A 17,240-nucleotide genomic window follows, 5' to 3' on the forward strand; every position below is an offset into this window, starting at 1 on the left:
ATGGGCGTACACCTGGCACCCACGCTGCGCGTGCTGCGCGACGAGATCGACACCCGCTGGCCCCGCCGGGACCGCAGGTCGGACGGCTGGCTGGGCGACGCCAGTCACCAGGCACGGCACAGCGACCACAACCCGGATCCCGACGACCGCTCGGTCAACGCGGTGGACGTCGACGTCGACGGCATCGACCCGCTGCTCGTCGTCCGGCAGGCGGTGGCCCACCCCGCCACCCAGTACGTCATCTACAACCGGATGATCTGGAGCCGCACCCGGGACTTCCGGGCCGCCCGGTACACCGGGTCGAACCCGCACGACAAACACGTCCATGTCAGCGTCAGCCACCAACGGGCCCTGGAGGACAGCCGACGACCCTGGGGGGTCGCGGCGGCGACGGCGGCCCGGTTGGGCGACCGGGTGTTGCGGGCCGGCAGCCGGGGCGGCGACGTCCGCGAGTTGCAGACCCTCGCCAACGGCCTCGGTGCCCGGCTCACCGTGGACGGCGTGTTCGGCCCGGCCACCACCGCCTGGGTACGCTCCTTCCAGAGCGCCCGCGACCTCACCCCCGACGCCGTGGTGGGCACCCGTACCGTTGCCGCGTTGCGCCGGGGCGTCCCGCCGGCCCCGGCGCACGCCGGACGGGCGGCGGGCTCCCGGACGGTCCGGGTGGGCAGGGTCGGCGATGACGTCGCCTTCGTCCAGAGGTTCATCGGGGTGGGCCGGTGCGGGCCGGTGACCGGGCGGTTCGGGCCGGCCACCGAGTCCGGGGTCCGCTGGTACCAGGAGATGCGCGGGCTGGCCGTCGACGGGGTCGTCGGCGCCGCGACGTGGGCCGCGATGGGGGTGCGGGTCACCTACTGAGAGTCCGGTCCCGGCCGGGCATCCACGCCCGGCCGGGACCGTGCCGGATCAGAGGGTACGGGCCAACCGGTCGGCGAGCAGCCGGGCGAACCGGGCCGGGTCGGCCAGGTCGCCACCCTCGGCGAGCAGCGCCGTGCCGTAGACCAACTCGGCGGTCTCGGTCAGCGTCGACGTGTCGTCGCCCCGCTGGTGGGCGACGCGCAGGGCGGTGACCAGCGGGTGGGTCGGGTTGAGTTCGAGGATGCGCTTGACCGGGGGCAGTTCCTGCCCCATCGCCCGGTACATCTTCTCCAGGGTGGGGGTGATGTCGTGCGCGTCGCCGACGATGCACGCGGGCGAGGTGGTCAGCCGGGAGGAGAGCCGGACCTCCTTGACCGTGTCGCCGAGCGCCCCGCCGAGGAAGGTGAGCAGCTCGGCGTACTCCTTGTTCTGCTGTTCCCGGGCGACCTCGGTGTCCTTGCGTTCCTCCTCGGTCTCCAGGTCGACCTGGCCCTTGGCGATGGACCGCAGCGGCTTGCCGTCGAACTGGCCGACCCGCTCCACCCAGACCTCGTCGACCGGGTCGGTGAGCAGCAGCACCTCGTAGCCCTTGGCCCGGAACGCCTCCAGGTGCGGGGAGTTCTCCAGCATGGTGCGGTTCTCGCCGGTGGCGTAGTAGATCTCGCCCTGGCCCTCCTTCATCCGCGCCACGTACTCGCCCAGGGTGGTGGGGTCGCTGTCGTGGTGGGTGGAGGCCACCGAGACCAGGTCGAGGATGGTCTCGGTGTTGTCCGCGTCCTCCAGCAGACCCTCCTTGACCACCCGGCCGAACTCGGCCCAGAAGGTGGCGAACCGCTCCGGGTTGCCGGTGCGCATCTCCTTGACCGTGGCCAGCACCTTGCGGACCAGCCGGCGGCGGACGATCTGGATCTGCCGGTCCTGCTGGAGGATCTCCCGGGAGATGTTCAGCGACAGGTCGTGGGCGTCCACCACGCCCTTGACGAAGCGCAGGTAGTTCGGCATCAGCGCGGCGCAGTCGTCCATCACGAAGACCCGCTTGACGTAGAGCTGCACCCCGCGCCGGCCGTCGGCCTGGTAGAGGTCGTACGGCGCGTGCGCGGGCAGGAACAGCAGCGCCTCGTACTCGAAGGTGCCCTCCCCGCGCATGTGGATGGTCTCCAGCGGGTCGGTCCAGTCGTGGCTGACGTGCCGGTAGAAGTCCCGGTACTCCTCCTCGGCGACCTCGTCGCGCGAGCGCGCCCAGAGCGCCTTGCGGGAGTTGAGGGTCTCCACGGTCGGTTCGCCGTCGTCGACGCCCGGCACGGTGGTGCGGATCGGCCAGGAGATGAAGTCCGAGTACCGCTTGACGATCTGCCGGATCGTGTTGCGGTCGGCGTAGTCGTGCAGGTTGTCCTCGTCGTCGGCCGGCTTGAGGTGCACGGTGACCGAGGTGCCCTGCGGGGCGTCGTCGACCGTCTCCACCACGTACGTGCCCTCGCCGCTGGACTCCCAGCGGGTGCCCTCGGTCTGCCCGGCCCGTCGGGTGAGCAGGGTGACCCGGTCGGCGACCATGAACGTCGAGTAGAACCCGACGCCGAACTGGCCGATCAGCTCGTTGCCGGCGTTCTCCTTGGACTCCTTGAGCTTGCGCAGCAGCTCGGCGGTGCCGGAACGGGCGATGGTGCCGATCAGCGACACGACGTCCTCGCGGGACATCCCGACGCCGTTGTCCCGCACGGTCAGGGTCCGGGCGTCCGGGTCGATCACCAGCTCGATGTGCAGGTCCGTGGTGTCCACGTCGAGGTCGGAGTCGACCAGCGACTCCAGCCGGAGCTTGTCCAACGCGTCGGAGGCGTTGGAGATCAACTCGCGCAGGAAGATGTCCTTGTGCGAATAGATGGAGTGCACCATCAGTTGCAGCAGCTGGCGTGTCTCCGCCTGGAATTCCAGCGTCTCGGTCCGACTGCTCACACCAACCTCCTCGTACGGTGGGTCAGATCCGCGCAACAGGATACGAGGTGCCGTGGCGGCCCGGTCACGCCCGGTCGTCGTCCCGACGAACCAGCAGGCAGGCCTGCGGGGTGCGTTCGGTGGCGCCGTCGAACTCCTGCGGGGCCCGGCACATCCGGGCCCGCTCCGGCAGCCCCGCGGCGTGCAGCAACGCCGCCACATGGTCCGGGCTGCGGCGACGGAACGCCAGGGAGACCGGGTCGCCCCACGCCTCGGTGTAGCGGACCGTCTCGTCGCCGACCTGGAAGGCCAGCAGGGCGTGCCCACCGGGGGCGAGGACCCGGCGGAACTCGGCGAAGACCCGGGGCAGCCACTCGTCGGGCACGTGGATGACGCTGTACCAGGCGACCAGCCCGGCCAGCACGCCGTCCGCCACCGGCAGGTCCAGCATGGACCCCTCGACGAGGCGCAGGTCAGGGTGGGCGAGCCGGCCCTGCGCCAGCATCCCGGGGGACAGGTCGAGCCCGGTGACGGTCAGGTCGAGGGCGCGCAGGTGGCCGGTGATCCGGCCGGGGCCGCAGCCGACGTCGAGCACCGGGCCACCGCCGCCGGCCAGGACGGTCTCGGCGAACGCGGCGAGCATGGCCCGGTCGACCGGGCGGGCGGCGAGTTCGGCGCGGAACCGGGTGGCGTACCCGGCGGCCATCGTGTCGTAGGAGGCGCGGGTCTCGGCGAGGAAGTCGGCGTCGGTCACGGCTGCGGACCCTACCGGCCGGGCGGCTGCGCCAGGGGCGGGGCCACACCCGACCGACCCGGCGTCGGCGTCGGCCCCGGTCGGCCCGCTGGTGACGTCGCCGGGGGTCAGCGGGGGGTCGTCGGGCGGGTGACGTCGTGCACGTGGTGCACCACGTCATGCAGGAAGTAGACGGCGAAGCGACGCACGGTGAACACCGAACCGTTGCTGCGCCGGCCCGGCCGGGCCCACTGCGCAGGCGTGACGGCGTCGAACGCGGCGGCGGTCGACTCGGCCTGTGCGGCGAGTTCCCCGGCCACCCGGGCCGGTGACTGGTGGAAGTAGTCGTCCTCGACGGCGGTGGCGTCCTGGTCCCAGTTCGGGAAGACCGGGTCGTCCTCGTCGAGCATCAGCGCCAGCCGACCCCGGAAGATCCGGCAGGTGTCCCGCACGTGGCAGGCGTACTCCACCGGCGACCAGACGGTCGGCGCGGGCCGCCGGGTCGCGTCGGGCCGGGTCAGGACGTCCCGCCAGACCGGGACGGTGGCGCGCAGCCGACCCCCGGTGGCGTCGGCCCGCTGCGGCACGAAGCCGCACTCGGCGCACCCGTCGTCGATGACGCCGGTCCAGTCCCGGTCCTCCGGCGTGATCGCCGCCCACTCCGCCATGCGGCGATCCTGCCACGGAGGTGCCGGGCCGGAACCGACGGTAGGGTGTATGCCGCTGGCAGATCCGAGCGGAGGTGGTCGTCGTGTCGCGGGATGTGGAGCGCAAGCTCATCGCCGCCAACAAGAAGGCCCGCCACGACTACACCGTGCTGAAGACCTACGAGGCGGGCATCGTGCTGGCCGGCACCGAGGTCAAGTCGCTGCGCGAGGGGCGGGTGTCGCTGGTCGACGCGTTCGCCCAGGAGAGCGACGGCGAGCTGCTGCTGCACGGCCTGCACATCGCCGAGTACGGCTACGGCACCTGGACCAACCACCAGCCCCGGCGGACCCGCAAGCTGCTGCTGCGCCGGGTGGAGATCGCCCGGATCCTGGAGAAGCTACGCGACGGCGGGGTGACCCTGGTGCCGCTGTCGATGTACTTCAGCAACGGCTGGGCCAAGGTGGAGATCGCGCTCGCCCGGGGCCGCCGCTCGTACGACAAGCGCCAGGTCCTCGCCGAACGCGACGCCAACCGGGAGATCGCCCGGGAGTTGGGTCGCCGGCTCAAGGGCCGCCGCGTGGCCGGCGAGAGCCGCCGACCGGGCTGAGCCCGATCGGCGGCGGTCGGACGGCTCGCGGGGGGCGGGCTGCGGGCTCAGCCGGGGACGTCGTCCGCCCCGGCGGTGTTCGCGGTGCCCGGCGCGCTGGCCAGCACCACCGCCGCGGCCACGGTGGCCAGGGTCGCCACGACCGCCCAGGGTAACCAGCCGGCGCGTACCCCGTCGCCGAGCAGCAGCACCCCGGCGACCGACGGGACGACGATCTCGACCGCCCAGAGCACGGCGGTGACCGGCCCGACCTGCCCGTGCCGCAGCGCGTGGGCGTACAGGATGGTCCCGGTCACGCCGGAGACGACCAGTCCCCAGCTGACCGGCTCCCGCAGCAGGTCCCACACCGCCGTGGCCGGGTGGCCCGGCGGGTCGGTCGGTGGGGTGAACGCCCGGGCGCACAGCGCGGTGATCCCCCAGGCGAGGCCGGCCAGGGTGGCGGCGACGATCGGCCGGGCCACCCGCAGGGCGGCGACCCCGGCGGCGGCGGTCAGCACCGCCGCGACGGCCAGGCCGACCCGTAGCGCCGTCGACGCGGTGGCCGGCGGTTCGGGGCCGGCGGCCAACGAGATGACGGTCAGGGCGGCGACGGTGAGCAGGATCGCCGCGGTGTCGCGGCGGCGCAGTCGCGCGCCGAGCACGATCCGGGCGATGACCACGGTGACGGCGAGGGAGCCGGCGGTCACCGACTGGACCGCGTACACGGGCAGTTTCTGGAGGGCGACCAGGGAGGCGAGCCAGGCCAGCGTGTCGCAGGCCAGACCGGCGAGATAGAGCGGGTGCCCGAGGGCGCGCAGGGTGCTGGCGCCGCGCCGCGCCCCGACGGCCTGCAGGACCGAGCCGACGCCGTAGCCGAACGCCGCGCCGAGGGCGAAGGTCAGCGCGAGCCCGGACGTCACCGCCCGCTCCCGACCCGGGCGGGCCCGGCCGCCACCGCCGATCCGCTCATCGACACCGCCTCCGGCTCACGGGCCGGCCGGTCCCCCGGCCGATGCTCCCGTCGGATTGTCCCTGCCCCGCGTGCGGTCCGCAGCGCGTCGGCCGCCGGCCGGTCGCGCCAGTTATACAAGGAGTCTTGTACTTCAAGTCTTGTTGTTTTACCGTGGCGGCATGACGGAGGAGCACCCCAGGCACCTGACCGACCCCCGGGCGATGCGTGCGCTGGCCCACCCGACCCGGTTGCGGCTGCTCGGCGAGCTGCGCGTGCGGGGCCCGCAGAGCGTCGGCATGCTCAGCGACGCCATCGACGAGGCGGTCGGCTCGGCCAGTTACCACCTGGGCAAACTGGCCGAGCACGGCTTCGTCGAGGAGGCCCCCGAGCACGCCCGCGACCGCCGCGAACGCTGGTGGCGCGCGGCGCACACCCGGACGTCCTGGGAACCGGTCGAGATGCTCGCCGACCCGGAACGCCGGGCCGCCTCCGACCTGCTGCGCCGGGCGATCCTCGACCGGTACGTGGAACGGCTCGGCCACTACCTCGACGTCGAGGCGACCCTCGACCCGAGGTGGGTGCGCGGCACCGCCAGCAGCGACTCCTGGCTGCACCTGACCAGCGACGAGCTGATCGAACTGCGGGCCGACCTGGAGGCGCTGGCCGCCCGCTGGCAGCACCGCAGCGACCCGGCCCGGCCAGGGGCCGAGACCGTGTCGTTGATGTACCACGCCTTCCGGGACCAACGGTGACGCCCCGTCGCCGCGCCCCACTGGTCGGCCTGCTGGTCGGTCACACGGTCTCGCTCACCGGCAACATGCTCACCCTGATCGCGCTGCCGCTCTATGTGCTCGCCGAGACCGGCTCGCCCGCCGCCACCGGCCTCACCGGCGCGGTCGCCGCCGTGCCGATGGTGCTCGGCGGCGCGCTCGGCGGGGTGCTGGTGGACCGGATCGGCTACCGCCGGGCCAGCGTCCTGGCCGATGTGGTGTCCGGGCTGACGGTCGCCGCCGTGCCGCTGATCGACGCCACCGTCGGCCTGCCCTTCTGGGCGCTGCTCGGGCTGGTCTTCGCCAGCGGCCTGCTCGACACCCCCGGACAGACTGCCCGCAACGCCCTGCTGCCGGAGGCGGCCACCGCCGCCGGGGTGCCCCTGGAACGGGCCGTCGGCTGGTACGAGGCCAGCGAGCGGGGCGCCCGGCTGATCGGCGCCCCGGTGGCCGGCCTGCTCGTCGCCACCCTCGGCGCGCTCCCCGTGCTGGCCCTGGACGCCGTCACCTTCGCGGTCTCCGCGCTGGTCGTGACGGTGCTGGTGCCCCGGTCGCTGCGCCCGGCCACGCCCGCCGACCCGGCCGACGGCGGCTACTGGCGGGAATTCGCCGCCGGGGTGCGGTTCCTGGCCCGGGAGCCGTTGCTGCGCGCGGTGGTGCTGCTGGTACTGGTGACCAACTTCTTCGACGCCACCAAGAGCAACGTGCTGCTGCCGGTGGTGGCCGACCGGGAACTCGGCGGAGCGGCGGCGTTCGGCCTGCTGGTCGGCGCGATGGGTGGCGGCGCGCTGGCCGGGTCGCTGCTGTTCAGCGCGGTCGGCCACCGGCTGCCCCGCCGGGCCACCCTCGTCACCGCGTTCGCCCTGGCCAGTGCGCCGCCCTTCTGGGCGCTGGCCGCCGCGCCGCCGCTGCCCTGGATCGTCGCGGTCTTCGCCCTGTCCGGCTTCGCCGCCGGTGCGATCAACCCGCTGCTCGGCGCGGTGGAGCTGGAACGGGTGCCGGCCCACCTGCGGGCCCGGGTGTTCGGGGTGATCGGGGCGGGCTGCTGGGCCGGCATCCCGCTGGGCGCGCTCGCCGCCGGGGTGGCCGTCGACCGGTTCGGCACCACACCCGTCCTACTCACCGTGGGCTGCTGCTACCTGCTGGTGGTGCTCACCCCGCTGCTGGGCGGCCCGTGGCGCACGCTGGACCGCCCGGGCGTCCCCGCCCGCCCGGCACAGACCCCCACACCGGTCGGCTGAGCCGCATCCGACCAGGCCCCGTTTCCCGTTCTCGGTGATCAAGAGGTTCACGTCAGCTTCGATCTTCAGGTTGACGCAAACCTCTTGATCACCGGGGCAGGGCGGGACGGGACGGGGAGGCGAGTGGGCATGACGCGTCTACCCGCGGGCGTGCCGGTCGTGGCACGGGTCGGAACCGCCCCGGGCGTCGAGGGTGACGGGGGCCAGCCCGGGCGTCGGGTGTGCCCGGGGGTCAGTCGCGGCGCAGCTCGGCCTGGGCGGCGCGGAGCCGGTCGACGGCCGGGTCGGTGCCGGGTGGGACGCGCCGGTCCAGCTCGGCCCAGACCTCGGTCAGCGCGTCGGTCACGGCCCGCAGCTCGGCGGCGTGCCGGCGGGCGCCCTGCCGGTGCGACTCCTCCAGCCGGCGGGCCCAACCCGCCGTCACCGTGCTGAGGCGTTCACCGTCGGCGCGGGCCTGGGCCGCGCTGCGGGCGGCGGAGGCCGGCACGATCGCGGCGACCGGCCGGGTGTCGCCGTCGCGGGTGACCAGGGTGACCGTGTCGGTCAACTCGGCCATCGCGATCAGCTGGGTCAGCCGGGTACGCAGCTCGCGCAGCGGCACGGATCGGGGTTGACCACTGTGGTGGGACAGCGCGGGGGCAGCCATGTCCCCATGGTCCGACCCGGGTATGACATTTATCGTCATGACGGTCCGGGCGGGGCGGACGGTCCGTCCACCCCACCCGGGTCGGTCAGCTCGCCTGCAACGTCACGTCGTCGATGACGAAGCTGGTCTGCAGCGAGGCGTCCTCGGTGCCGGTGAACTTCAGGGTCACCGTCTGCCCGGCGTACGCGCCGACGTCGAACGAGCGCAGCGTGTAGCCGGTCGCCTTGTTGAGGTTCGAGTACGTCGCCAGCGTGGTGCTGCCGATCTGGACCACCAGCTTGTCGTACGCGACGGTGGTGGTCCGCTCGGTGGTGTCGATGTGCAGGTAGAAGGCGAGGGCGTAGGAGGAGCAGCCGGCCGGCACGGTCACCGACTGGGAGAGCGTGTCGGTGCTGGTGCTGCCGTTGCCGTTGAGCCACGCCTTGTAGGAGCCGGTGCGGGCCGGCTGGCTGGACGAGTTGGTGATGACACCGGAGGTGGCCGTCCATACGGTGGCGCCGGACTCGAAGCCGCCGTTGCCGACGACCTGCCCGCCGGTGCAGCTACCGGTGCCGGTGACGGTGACGGTGTAGCTGGCCGTGCGGGTGGCCGAGCCGGTGCCGGTCACGGTGAGGGTGAAGCTGCCGAGGCTGGCGCTCGACGACGCGCTGACCGTCATGGTGGCCGAGCCGCCGGAGGTGACCGACGACGGGCTGAACGAGACGGTCACGCCGCTGGGCGCACCGGAGGCCGACAGGGCGACGGTCTGGGCGCTGCCGCTGGTGGTGGCGGTGCTGACCGTGGCGGTGGTGGAGCCGCCCCGGACCACACCGCCGGCGGTCGGGCTGACCGCGACGGAGAAGTCGTTGGTCGGGGTGCCGCCGCCGACCGCGAGGGCCCAGATGGCGTACGCGACACCGTCGGCATTGCGGTTGAGCCCGGTGGCGTTGACGTTGTTGCTGGTGTCGCAGGACGAGTGGTAGCACGGGTCGTACGCGGAGTTGGCGGTGCCGCCCCACTTGCTGGCCTGGGCGCTGGTCTTGCGGGCGCTGGCCCCCATCGCGTACCCGGAGGTCGGGATGCCGGCCTGCTGGAACGAGTAGTCGTCGGAGCGGCCCTGGCCCTCGACGTTCTCCTCCGGCGACAGCCCGAGCGAGTCCCAGTACGCCTTCAGCGGCGCGGCCGTGGTCGAGGTGAGCCGGTTGATGAAGTAGCCGCCGTTGGTCGAGGAGACCATGTCGAAGTTGTAGTACCCCTTGATGTAGCCCTTCTGGGTGGCGCTGAGCGAGTTCACATAGAACTTCGAGCCCTGCAGGCCCTGCTCCTCGCCGTTCCACCAGGCGAACCGGACCCGCTTGGTCATGGTCGGGTTCTGCTGGGCGAGCACCAGGGCGTTCTCCAGCAGCACGGAGGAGCCGGAGCCGTTGTCGTTGATGGCCGGCCCGGCGGAGACCCCGTCGAGGTGCGCACCGAACATGACGACGTCGGTGGTCGGGCCCTGCGGCCACTCGGCGATCACGTTGTTGCCCTGGTAGGTGCAGCTGGTGCAGGTCTGCTCGGTGACCGTGTAGCCGGCGGCCTGGAGCTTGGACTTCACGTAGGCGACCGAGGCGGTGTAGCCGGCCGAGCCGGCCCGTCGGTTGCCGCCGTTGCTGGTGGCGATGCTCTGGAACTGGGCCAGGTGCGCCTGGACGTTGCTGACCTGGACGTCCGGCGCGGCGAGCGCGGCGACGGCCGGTGCGGCGGTGGCCGGCCGGGCGGTCGTGGTGGCCGAGGCCGGTGGCGCGGCCAGGGCGAGCGTCACCGCGGTGACGGCGGCGATCGCCAGGGTTCTGCGCTTCATACGAGCTCCTCATGGGGGTCGGCGGGGCATCCGCCCAGGCGTCACCGTCCCGCCTGTCGGAGGTGACCGGGGGTGGACGGGAGACCCGCGATCCGGGGGTGGGATCGCGGCGGAAACGCCGGGGAAGCAAACACTGACATGTATCAATCTGCCGGTCAATCCGTCGGACGGTGTCACATTCGCGGGCACCGCAGGGCGCGGCGTCGGGAAGCGGTCACCACAGCCTCGGCGCGGGGTGTAGACAACGCGTGTATACGCGGTGTGTATAGTTCTCCGCATGTCCATCGGCCAGACCTTTCTCGGCCTGCTGGAGGCGACCCCCCGGCACGGCTACGACATCAAACGACGCTACGACGAACACTTCGGCCACGCCCGCCCGGTCGCCTACGGCCAGGTCTACGCGACCCTGTCCCGGCTGCTGCGCGGCGGCCTGGTCGAGGTGGAGGCGGTCGAGCCCGGCGAGGGCCCCGACCGCAAGCGGTACGCCATCACCGAGGCCGGCGTCACCGACGTGGCGCAGTGGCTGGCCCGCCCGGAACAGCCCGAGCCCTACCTGCAGAGCGTCCTCTACACCAAGGTGGTGCTCGCCCTGCTCACCGGCCGTCAGGCGGCCGAACTGCTCGACGTGCAGCGCGCCGAGCACCTGCGGCTGATGCGGGACCTGACCCGCCGCAAGCGCGACGGCGACCTCGCCGAGCAGTTGATCTGCGACCACGCGCTGTTCCACCTGGAGGCCGACCTGCGCTGGCTCGAACTCACCACCGCCCGCCTCGACGAGCTGGCCGCGCAGGTGCGCCGATGAGCGCCCCGCTGCTGGTCGCCGAGGGCCTGCACCGCCGCTTCGGTGAGACGGTGGCGCTGGTCGACGCCGCGCTGCGCATCGACGAGGGCGAGGTGGTCGCGGTGCTCGGGTCGTCCGGCTCCGGCAAGTCCACCCTGCTGCACTGCCTGGCCGGGATCGTCCGCCCCGACCGGGGCCGGATCGTCTTCGACGGTCAGGATCTGGTGACGATGAGCGACGCCCGGCGCAGCGCCCTGCGCCGGGATGCCTTCGGCTTCGTCTTCCAGTTCGGCCAGTTGGTGCCCGAGCTGACCTGCCTGGAGAACGTCGCCCTGCCGCTGCGGCTGGCCCGGGTCCCCCGGCGTGCGGCCGAACAGCGGGCCGGGCAGTGGTTGGAACGGCTGGAGGTGACCGAGGTGGCCGGCAAGCGCCCCGGCGAGGTCTCCGGCGGCCAGGGGCAACGCGTCGCGGTGGCCCGCGCGCTGGTCACCCGCCCCCGGGTGATCTTCGCCGACGAGCCGACCGGCGCGCTGGACTCGCTCAACGGCGAACGGGTGATGCGGCTGCTCACCGAGGCCGCCCGGGACACCGGGGCGGCGGTGGTGCTGGTCACCCACGAGGCGCGGGTGGCCGCGTACTCCGACCGGGAGGTCGTGGTGCGCGACGGGCGTACCCGGAATCTGGAGGTCGCGGCGTGATCGGCCGGGGCGCGGTAGCGGACCTGGTGATGGGTGCCCGGATGGCGGTCACGGGCGGCCGGGAGGGTTGGACCCGGGCGCTGCTCACCGCCGTCGGCGTCGGTATCGGGGTGGCCATGCTGCTGCTCGCCACCGCCGTGCCCGGGGCGCTGGACGCCCGGCAGGCGCGCGGCGACGCCCGCGACGACCTGCGGATGGGCGAACGGGTCGCGGCCGGTCCCGGCACCCTGCTGGTCCACCCGGTGGACATCGAGTTCCGGGGCCGGCCGGTCCGGGGCCGGCTGGTCCGGCCGGAGGGGCCGGCCGCCCCCGTCCCGCCGGGATTGACCGCCCTGCCCGGCACCGGCGAGGTGGTCGTCTCCCCCGCCCTGCGCCGGCTGCTCGACTCCCCCGCCGGCCCGTTGTTCGCCCCCCGCCTCGGCGGCGCGCGGGTCACCGGCACCATCGCCGACGAGGGCCTCGCCGGCCCCCACGAACTGGCCTACTACCTGGGCGACGACCGGCTGACCGACGCGCACGGGGCGACCCGGCTGGACAGGTTCGGCGGCGGGCTGCCCGGCGAGGGTCTCGGCCCGGTGCTGATGCTGCTGGTGGCGGTCATCTTCGTGGTGCTGCTGCTGCCCATCGCGGTGTTTCTCGGCTCCGCCGTGCGCTACGGCGGCGAACGCCGGGACCGCCGGCTCGCCGCGCTGCGGCTGGTCGGCGCGGACACCACCATGGTCCGGCGGATCGCCGCCGGGGAGGCCGCCGCCGGCGCGCTGCTCGGCGTCGCCGTCGGCATCGGGTTCCTGCTCGCCGGCCGCCAACTGGTCCCGCTGGTCACCCTCTACGACATCAGCGTGTACGCCTCCGACATCCGGCCGCCCACCGCGCTGCTGCTGGCCGTCGTGCTGGCGGTGCCGGCGCTGGCCGTGCTGGTGGCGATGCTGGCGCTGCGCGCGGTGGTGGTGGAGCCGCTCGGGGTGACCCGACGCGGCACCCCGGTCCGCCGCCGGCTCTGGTGGCGGCTGCTGCTGCCCGCCGCCGGCCTGGCCGTGCTCCTGCCCGTGGCCGGTCTGCGCGAGGGGGACGGCGGCATCACCCGGTGGCTGGTCCCGGCCGGGGCGGTGCTGTTGCTGATCGGCACGGTCACCCTGCTGCCCTGGCTGACCGACCTGCTGGTCCGGCGGCTACGCGGCGGCCCGGTGCCCTGGCAGCTCGCGGTACGCCGGGTGCAGCTGGACAGCGCCACCTCCGCGCGGCTGGTCAACGGCATCGCCGTGGCCGTCGCCGGCACCATCGGCCTGCAGATGCTCTTCGCCGGGGTCGCCGGGGACTTCACCACCGCCAGCGGGCAGGACACCTCCCGGGCGCAGGCGCAGGTGCAGTTCCGCGACCAGCCCGACCTGGCCCGGGTGCTGCGGCAGCTCGGCGGGGCCGAGGGGGTGACCGCCGCGACCGGCACCCTCAGCACCGGGGCCACCGTCGGCTCGCCGGACGGCCCACCGGTGGAGATCCGGGTCGGCGACTGTGCCGCGCTGGCCGAGTTCGCCCGCCTCGACCGGTGCGCGGACGGGGACACCTTCCTGGTGTCCGATCCGGGCGACCCGGTGGCCGTCCCCGCCGGCGCGATGCTGACCGTCGAGGACGGGTCGCGGTGGCGGGTGCCCACGACGGCGCGGACTGCGCAGGCCCGACCCGACCCGGCCGGCTGGCTGCAGAACGGGGTGCTGGTCACCCCCGGCGCGGTCGGCACACGGACCCTCGGTCCGCTGCGGTCGACCGTCTACCTCCAGCTCGACCCGGCCGCCCCGGACGCGGTCGAACACGTCCGCAACGCCACCGCCGCGATCGACCTGACCACCCCCGTCTCCGTGCTGTCCCCGACCATCGAGTCGCCCAAGTTCGCCGACATCCGGCGCGGCCTGGCCATCGGCACGGTCGTCACCCTGGTGCTGATCGCCACCAGCATGCTGGTCGGCACGCTGGAGCAGCTGCGGGAACGCCGCCGCCTGCTGGCCATGCTGGTGGCGGTGGGCACCCGACGCAGCACCCTCGGCTGGTCCGTGCTGTGGCAGACCGCCCTGCCGGTCGGGGTCGGGCTGGTGTTGGCCGTCGGCTTCGGGCTCGGCCTCGGCGCTGCCCTGCTGCGGATGGTGCAGGCCCCGGTCTCGATCGCCTGGCCGGTGGTCGGCTTCTCCGTCGGGCTCGGCGCGCTGACCGTCCTGGCGGTGACCGGGCTGAGCCTGCCCCTGCTGTGGCGGCTCACCCGCGCCGACGGGCTGCGTACCGAGTGACCGGCCGGTCCGGGGCCGCCGTCCACCGGCGGTCCCGGACCGGGTCACGGAGGTCAGCCGGCGTACGGCGTGGCGACGTCGAGGATCCAGGTGACGCCGAACCGGTCGGTGAGCATGCCGAACCCGGGGGCCCACGGCGACGGGCCGTACTCCTCGATCAGGTCGGCGCCCTCGGCGAGCCGGCGCCAGAACGCGCCGACCTCCTCGGCGCTGTCGCCCCGGACGGAGACGAAGAACCGTTCGCCGGTCAGCGTCATGCCGTTCTCGCGGGTGGTGGCGGCCGGCGCGGCGGCGGCGGGGGCCTGGCCGGGCACGTCGTAGGCCATGACGGCGAACCCGTTGTCGGCGGTGACCTGGCCGAAGACGACCTTGTCGGCGTCCGGCAGATCCTTCGGCATCCCCAGGTCGCCGTAGCTGACGACGGTGCTGTGGCCACCGAACACGGACCGGTAGAACTCCAACGCCGCGCGGGCGTCACCCCGGAAGTTGAGGTGCGTGGTGGCGGAGATGGCCATGGTCGACTCCTTGCTGATGGATCTGTGCACCCGGTTGGGGCTGGTCAGGAGCAAGATTCTCCGCAGTAGGTGACAGGGTGTGGCACCTACTGCGGGCAGAATCAGCCTCGTGCCGACCACGTCCGCCCGCCTGCTCGCCCTGCTGTCGCTGTTGCAGACCCGTCGGGACTGGCCCGGCGGGGTGCTGGCCGCACGCCTGGGCATCAGCCTGCGTACCGTGCGCCGCGACGTCGACCGGCTCCGGGAACTCGGCTACCCCATCGCCGCCGCCAAGGGCCCCGACGGTGGCTACCGGCTCGCCGCCGGCACCGTGCTGCCGCCACTGCTGTTCGACGACGAACAGGCCGTCGCCCTCACCATCGCGCTCCAGGTCGCGGCGACCGGCACGACCGGCGGGCTCGCCGACGACGCGGCGCGGGCGCTGCACACCGTCGGGCAGGTGCTGCCCGCCCGGCTGCGGCAGCGGGTCGGGGCGCTCAGCGTCACCGCCGTCGCCCGGCCCACCACCGCACCGGCCGAACCGGTCGACGGCGGGGTGCTGCTGGCGCTCGGCAGCGCCGTGCACGCCCGCGAGATCCTCCGGTTCGACTACGGGCCCGAGCACATCGACGGGCCGGCCCGGCACGCCGAACCGCACCACGTCGTCACCTGGGACGGCCGGTGGTACCTCGTCGCCTGGGACCTCGACCGGGCCGACTGGCGGACCTTCCGCGTCGACCGGATCACCCTGCGCCCGCCGCACGGGCCCCGCTTCACCCCCCGCCCGCTGCCCGGCGGGGACGTCGCCACATACCTCACCGGGGTCTTCCGAGGGTCGGGCGGCGGGTCGGCGGACTGGCCCTGCCGGGGCACGGTGCTCCTCGACCTGCCGGCGGCGACCGTCGCCCGGTACACCCGCGACGGCCTCGTCGAGGAGATCGCCCCCGACCGGTGCCGGCTCACCCTCGGGTCGTGGTCCTGGGTGAGCCTCGCCGCCGCCGTCGCCCGCTACGACGCCGACATCACCGTGGTCGGTCCGCAGCCGCTCACCGACGCGTTCGCGCTGCTGGCCGGCCGGTTCACCCGCACCGCCACCGGTGGTGCCGCCGCCGTGGCACGAGTGGGCTCCGCCGCCCCGGCGCTGTCAGGCCAGCAGCGGGAGCGCAGCGAAGGTGTGGTCCCGCCACAGCCGCCGTGAGGTCTCCTCCGGATAGGCCACGACCGCCGGCCGCTCGTCGAAGACGCGCGTGCGGCGATCGGCGTCGTACGACGGCCACCCGGGGTCGCCGGTCGCGGCGAACGCCGTCCACGCCCCGCGCAGCTGCCCGGACAGCTCCTGCGCGGCGGGGGTGGGCGGATCACCGATCAGCATCGCGGGTTGCCCACTGGTCAGGTTGCCGAAGACCAGCGGCACATCCAGGCCGTGACAGGCACCGAGGCCACCGCCCAGGCCCGGCGCCGGCCAGGTCAGCTCGTAGAGGTGGACCCGGCCGCCACCGGCGAGTTGCGCGTCGGCCAGGTGCAGGCTCGGCATCCGGAACAGCCAGTCCGCGTTGACCAGCTCGTACAGCTGCTCGTCGGTCGCGTCCGGGAACGCCTCCCGGTATCGGCGGGCACCGGCCGGGCCGGGGGCCAGCATCCGCAGCGCGGTCTCGGTCTGCTCCGGCGTGACCTGGCCGAGCACGCCGTCGAGCAGGCTGAACAGCCGGTGCTCGTCGCGGGTGTGCCCGACGAGCAGTGCGACGTCCCGCGCGGCACCGTCGGCCAGCGCCCGCCACGGGGTCGCCGGCAGCACGTCACCGTCGACGACCGGCGCGAACGGGATCGGCCGGTGGGTGATCCGCCCCCACCGCTCCCGCCACCGGACGATCCCGGCCGAGATCGCCTCGCCCACCGCCGGCAGCCGGGCCGGAGCCACCGTCGACAGGTCGGCCAGGGTCGGTCGTACCCCCAGCTCGGCGGCGCAGGCGGCGGTGACGTCGGCGGCCAGCTCGGGTGAGAGGAACGTCCCCGGGACGCTCTGCGCGACCGCCCGCCGGAACAGTCCGCCGGCGCGCGGCATGGCCAGCAGCGCGGCGACCGAGCCGCCACCGGCCGACTGCCCGAAGACCGTCACCCGGTCCGGGTCGCCCCCGAAGGCACTGATGTTGTCCCGCACCCAGCGCAGGGCCGCGACCTGGTCGAGCAGCCCCCGGTTGGCCGGGGCCCCGTCGAGCTGCCCGAAACCCTCGAAACCGAGGCGGTAGTTGAGCGTCACCACCACGACTCCGCCGCCGGCGAGGTGGCCGCCGTCGTACTCCGGGAGGCCGGAACAGCCGACGAGGTAACCACCACCGGGGACCCACACCAGGACCGGCAACCCCGCCGCCGGGTCCGGCTCCGGCGTCCAGACGTTGAGCGTCAGCCAGTCGTCGCCGACGCCCTGCGGGGACGTCCCGAACGCGCCGGGCGGCGGGGGCGGCGGACCGAAGGCGACCGCCGGACGTACGCCCGCCCAGCCGCGTACCGGCTGCGGCGCGGCGAACCGGAGGGCTCCGACCGGCGGCTCGGCGTACGGGATGCCACGGAACACCGCCCGGCCCGCCTCCCGGCAGCCGCGCAGGACACCGGCCACGGTACGGACTTCCGGCGCGGACTCCGACGGCATGCTGGCCCCTCCCCCGCTCCCGGTCGACCGCAGCATCCCAGCGCCCGCCGACCACCGGCAAACCAATTGGGCCAGGACGGGAAATCGAAGCACCTGGTGCCCTGGTGGCTATGCCGGTGATGGCGCCAAGGGTCAGGGTGACTGGTGCGGGACCCGGCC

Annotated in this window: 16 protein-coding genes; 8 read left to right on the forward strand and 8 right to left on the reverse strand. The window is 74.0% G+C overall.

Going from position 1 to position 17,240, the window contains the following annotated elements; genetic code table 11:
- Positions 1-858 carry a peptidoglycan-binding domain-containing protein gene (locus ACQP1S_RS16695; protein WP_432896116.1) on the forward strand — a complete coding sequence of 286 codons (858 nt, stop codon included), beginning with the start codon at positions 1-3 and terminating at the stop codon, positions 856-858.
- 48 nt (positions 859-906) lie between these two features.
- Here ACQP1S_RS16695 and htpG read toward each other — a convergent pair whose 3' ends face one another.
- The 3 genes from htpG to ACQP1S_RS16710 form a co-directional block, all read right to left on the reverse strand.
- A complete protein-coding gene (htpG, locus tag ACQP1S_RS16700) occupies positions 907-2,748 on the reverse strand; it encodes a molecular chaperone HtpG (protein ID WP_432908089.1) in 1,842 nt (613 codons plus the stop codon).
- Between the two features lie 124 nt (positions 2,749-2,872).
- Entirely contained in the window at positions 2,873-3,541 is a 669-nt protein-coding gene (locus ACQP1S_RS16705) for a class I SAM-dependent DNA methyltransferase (protein WP_091253550.1), read from the reverse strand.
- Between the two features lie 107 nt (positions 3,542-3,648).
- Positions 3,649-4,188: a DinB family protein gene (locus tag ACQP1S_RS16710; protein WP_091253548.1), complete on the reverse strand. Its 540-nt coding sequence runs from the start codon at positions 4,186-4,188 to the stop codon at positions 3,649-3,651.
- Between the two features lie 83 nt (positions 4,189-4,271).
- Between ACQP1S_RS16710 and smpB the strand changes: the two genes are divergently transcribed.
- Entirely contained in the window at positions 4,272-4,775 is a 504-nt protein-coding gene (smpB, locus tag ACQP1S_RS16715; RefSeq protein WP_432896121.1) for an SsrA-binding protein SmpB, read from the forward strand.
- Positions 4,776-4,822: 47 nt separating this feature from the next.
- Here the strand turns inward: smpB and ACQP1S_RS16720 are convergent, their stop codons facing one another.
- Positions 4,823-5,674, reverse strand: coding sequence for a hypothetical protein (locus ACQP1S_RS16720; protein ID WP_432896124.1), 852 nt, complete (start codon positions 5,672-5,674; stop codon positions 4,823-4,825).
- A gap of 211 nt (positions 5,675-5,885) precedes the next feature.
- On the opposite strand from ACQP1S_RS16720, the gene ACQP1S_RS16725 reads away from it, so the two are divergent.
- Both ACQP1S_RS16725 and ACQP1S_RS16730 read left to right on the forward strand, forming a co-directional pair.
- Positions 5,886-6,458, forward strand: coding sequence for a helix-turn-helix domain-containing protein (locus tag ACQP1S_RS16725; protein ID WP_432896127.1), 573 nt, complete (start codon positions 5,886-5,888; stop codon positions 6,456-6,458).
- Positions 6,455-7,717: an MFS transporter gene (locus ACQP1S_RS16730; RefSeq protein WP_432896130.1), complete on the forward strand. Its 1,263-nt coding sequence runs from the start codon at positions 6,455-6,457 to the stop codon at positions 7,715-7,717. Before ACQP1S_RS16725 ends, ACQP1S_RS16730 begins: the two co-directional genes overlap by 4 nt.
- Positions 7,718-7,949: 232 nt before the next feature.
- Here the strand turns inward: ACQP1S_RS16730 and ACQP1S_RS16735 are convergent, their stop codons facing one another.
- Positions 7,950-8,363 (reverse strand): hypothetical protein, encoded by a 414-nt coding sequence (locus ACQP1S_RS16735; RefSeq protein ID WP_091253534.1) that lies wholly within the window; start codon positions 8,361-8,363, stop codon positions 7,950-7,952.
- An 85-nt stretch (positions 8,364-8,448) separates the two neighbouring features.
- On the reverse strand, positions 8,449-10,185 hold the full coding sequence (locus tag ACQP1S_RS16740) for a M28 family peptidase (protein WP_432896134.1): 1,737 nt from the start codon (positions 10,183-10,185) through the stop codon (positions 8,449-8,451).
- Positions 10,186-10,462: 277 nt separating this feature from the next.
- On the opposite strand from ACQP1S_RS16740, the gene ACQP1S_RS16745 reads away from it, so the two are divergent.
- The 3 genes from ACQP1S_RS16745 to ACQP1S_RS16755 are packed head-to-tail and all read left to right on the forward strand — an operon-like array spanning position 10,463 to position 13,940.
- Positions 10,463-10,987, forward strand: coding sequence for a PadR family transcriptional regulator (locus ACQP1S_RS16745; RefSeq protein ID WP_091253529.1), 525 nt, complete (start codon positions 10,463-10,465; stop codon positions 10,985-10,987).
- Positions 10,984-11,664, forward strand: coding sequence for an ABC transporter ATP-binding protein (locus ACQP1S_RS16750; RefSeq protein ID WP_432896138.1), 681 nt, complete (start codon positions 10,984-10,986; stop codon positions 11,662-11,664). Before ACQP1S_RS16745 ends, ACQP1S_RS16750 begins: the two co-directional genes overlap by 4 nt.
- Complete coding sequence (locus ACQP1S_RS16755; RefSeq protein ID WP_432896141.1) at positions 11,661-13,940, forward strand: FtsX-like permease family protein; 2,280 nt, start codon at positions 11,661-11,663, stop codon at positions 13,938-13,940. The genes ACQP1S_RS16750 and ACQP1S_RS16755 overlap by 4 nt, the downstream gene beginning before the upstream one ends.
- A gap of 53 nt (positions 13,941-13,993) precedes the next feature.
- Here the strand turns inward: ACQP1S_RS16755 and ACQP1S_RS16760 are convergent, their stop codons facing one another.
- Positions 13,994-14,455: a VOC family protein gene (locus ACQP1S_RS16760; protein ID WP_432896144.1), complete on the reverse strand. Its 462-nt coding sequence runs from the start codon at positions 14,453-14,455 to the stop codon at positions 13,994-13,996.
- Between the two features lie 109 nt (positions 14,456-14,564).
- Here ACQP1S_RS16760 and ACQP1S_RS16765 point away from each other — a divergent pair, with 109 nt between their 5' ends.
- Positions 14,565-15,632: a helix-turn-helix transcriptional regulator gene (locus ACQP1S_RS16765; protein WP_432896147.1), complete on the forward strand. Its 1,068-nt coding sequence runs from the start codon at positions 14,565-14,567 to the stop codon at positions 15,630-15,632.
- On the opposite strand, the gene ACQP1S_RS16770 is transcribed toward ACQP1S_RS16765, so the two are convergent.
- Complete coding sequence (locus ACQP1S_RS16770) at positions 15,579-17,081, reverse strand: carboxylesterase/lipase family protein (RefSeq protein WP_432896150.1); 1,503 nt, start codon at positions 17,079-17,081, stop codon at positions 15,579-15,581. The two genes, ACQP1S_RS16765 and ACQP1S_RS16770, sit on opposite strands and share 54 nt — an antisense overlap.
- Positions 17,082-17,240 lie beyond the last annotated feature (159 nt).

The organism is Micromonospora matsumotoense (assembly GCF_050951065.1).
Taxonomy (GTDB): domain Bacteria; phylum Actinomycetota; class Actinomycetes; order Mycobacteriales; family Micromonosporaceae; genus Micromonospora; species Micromonospora matsumotoensis.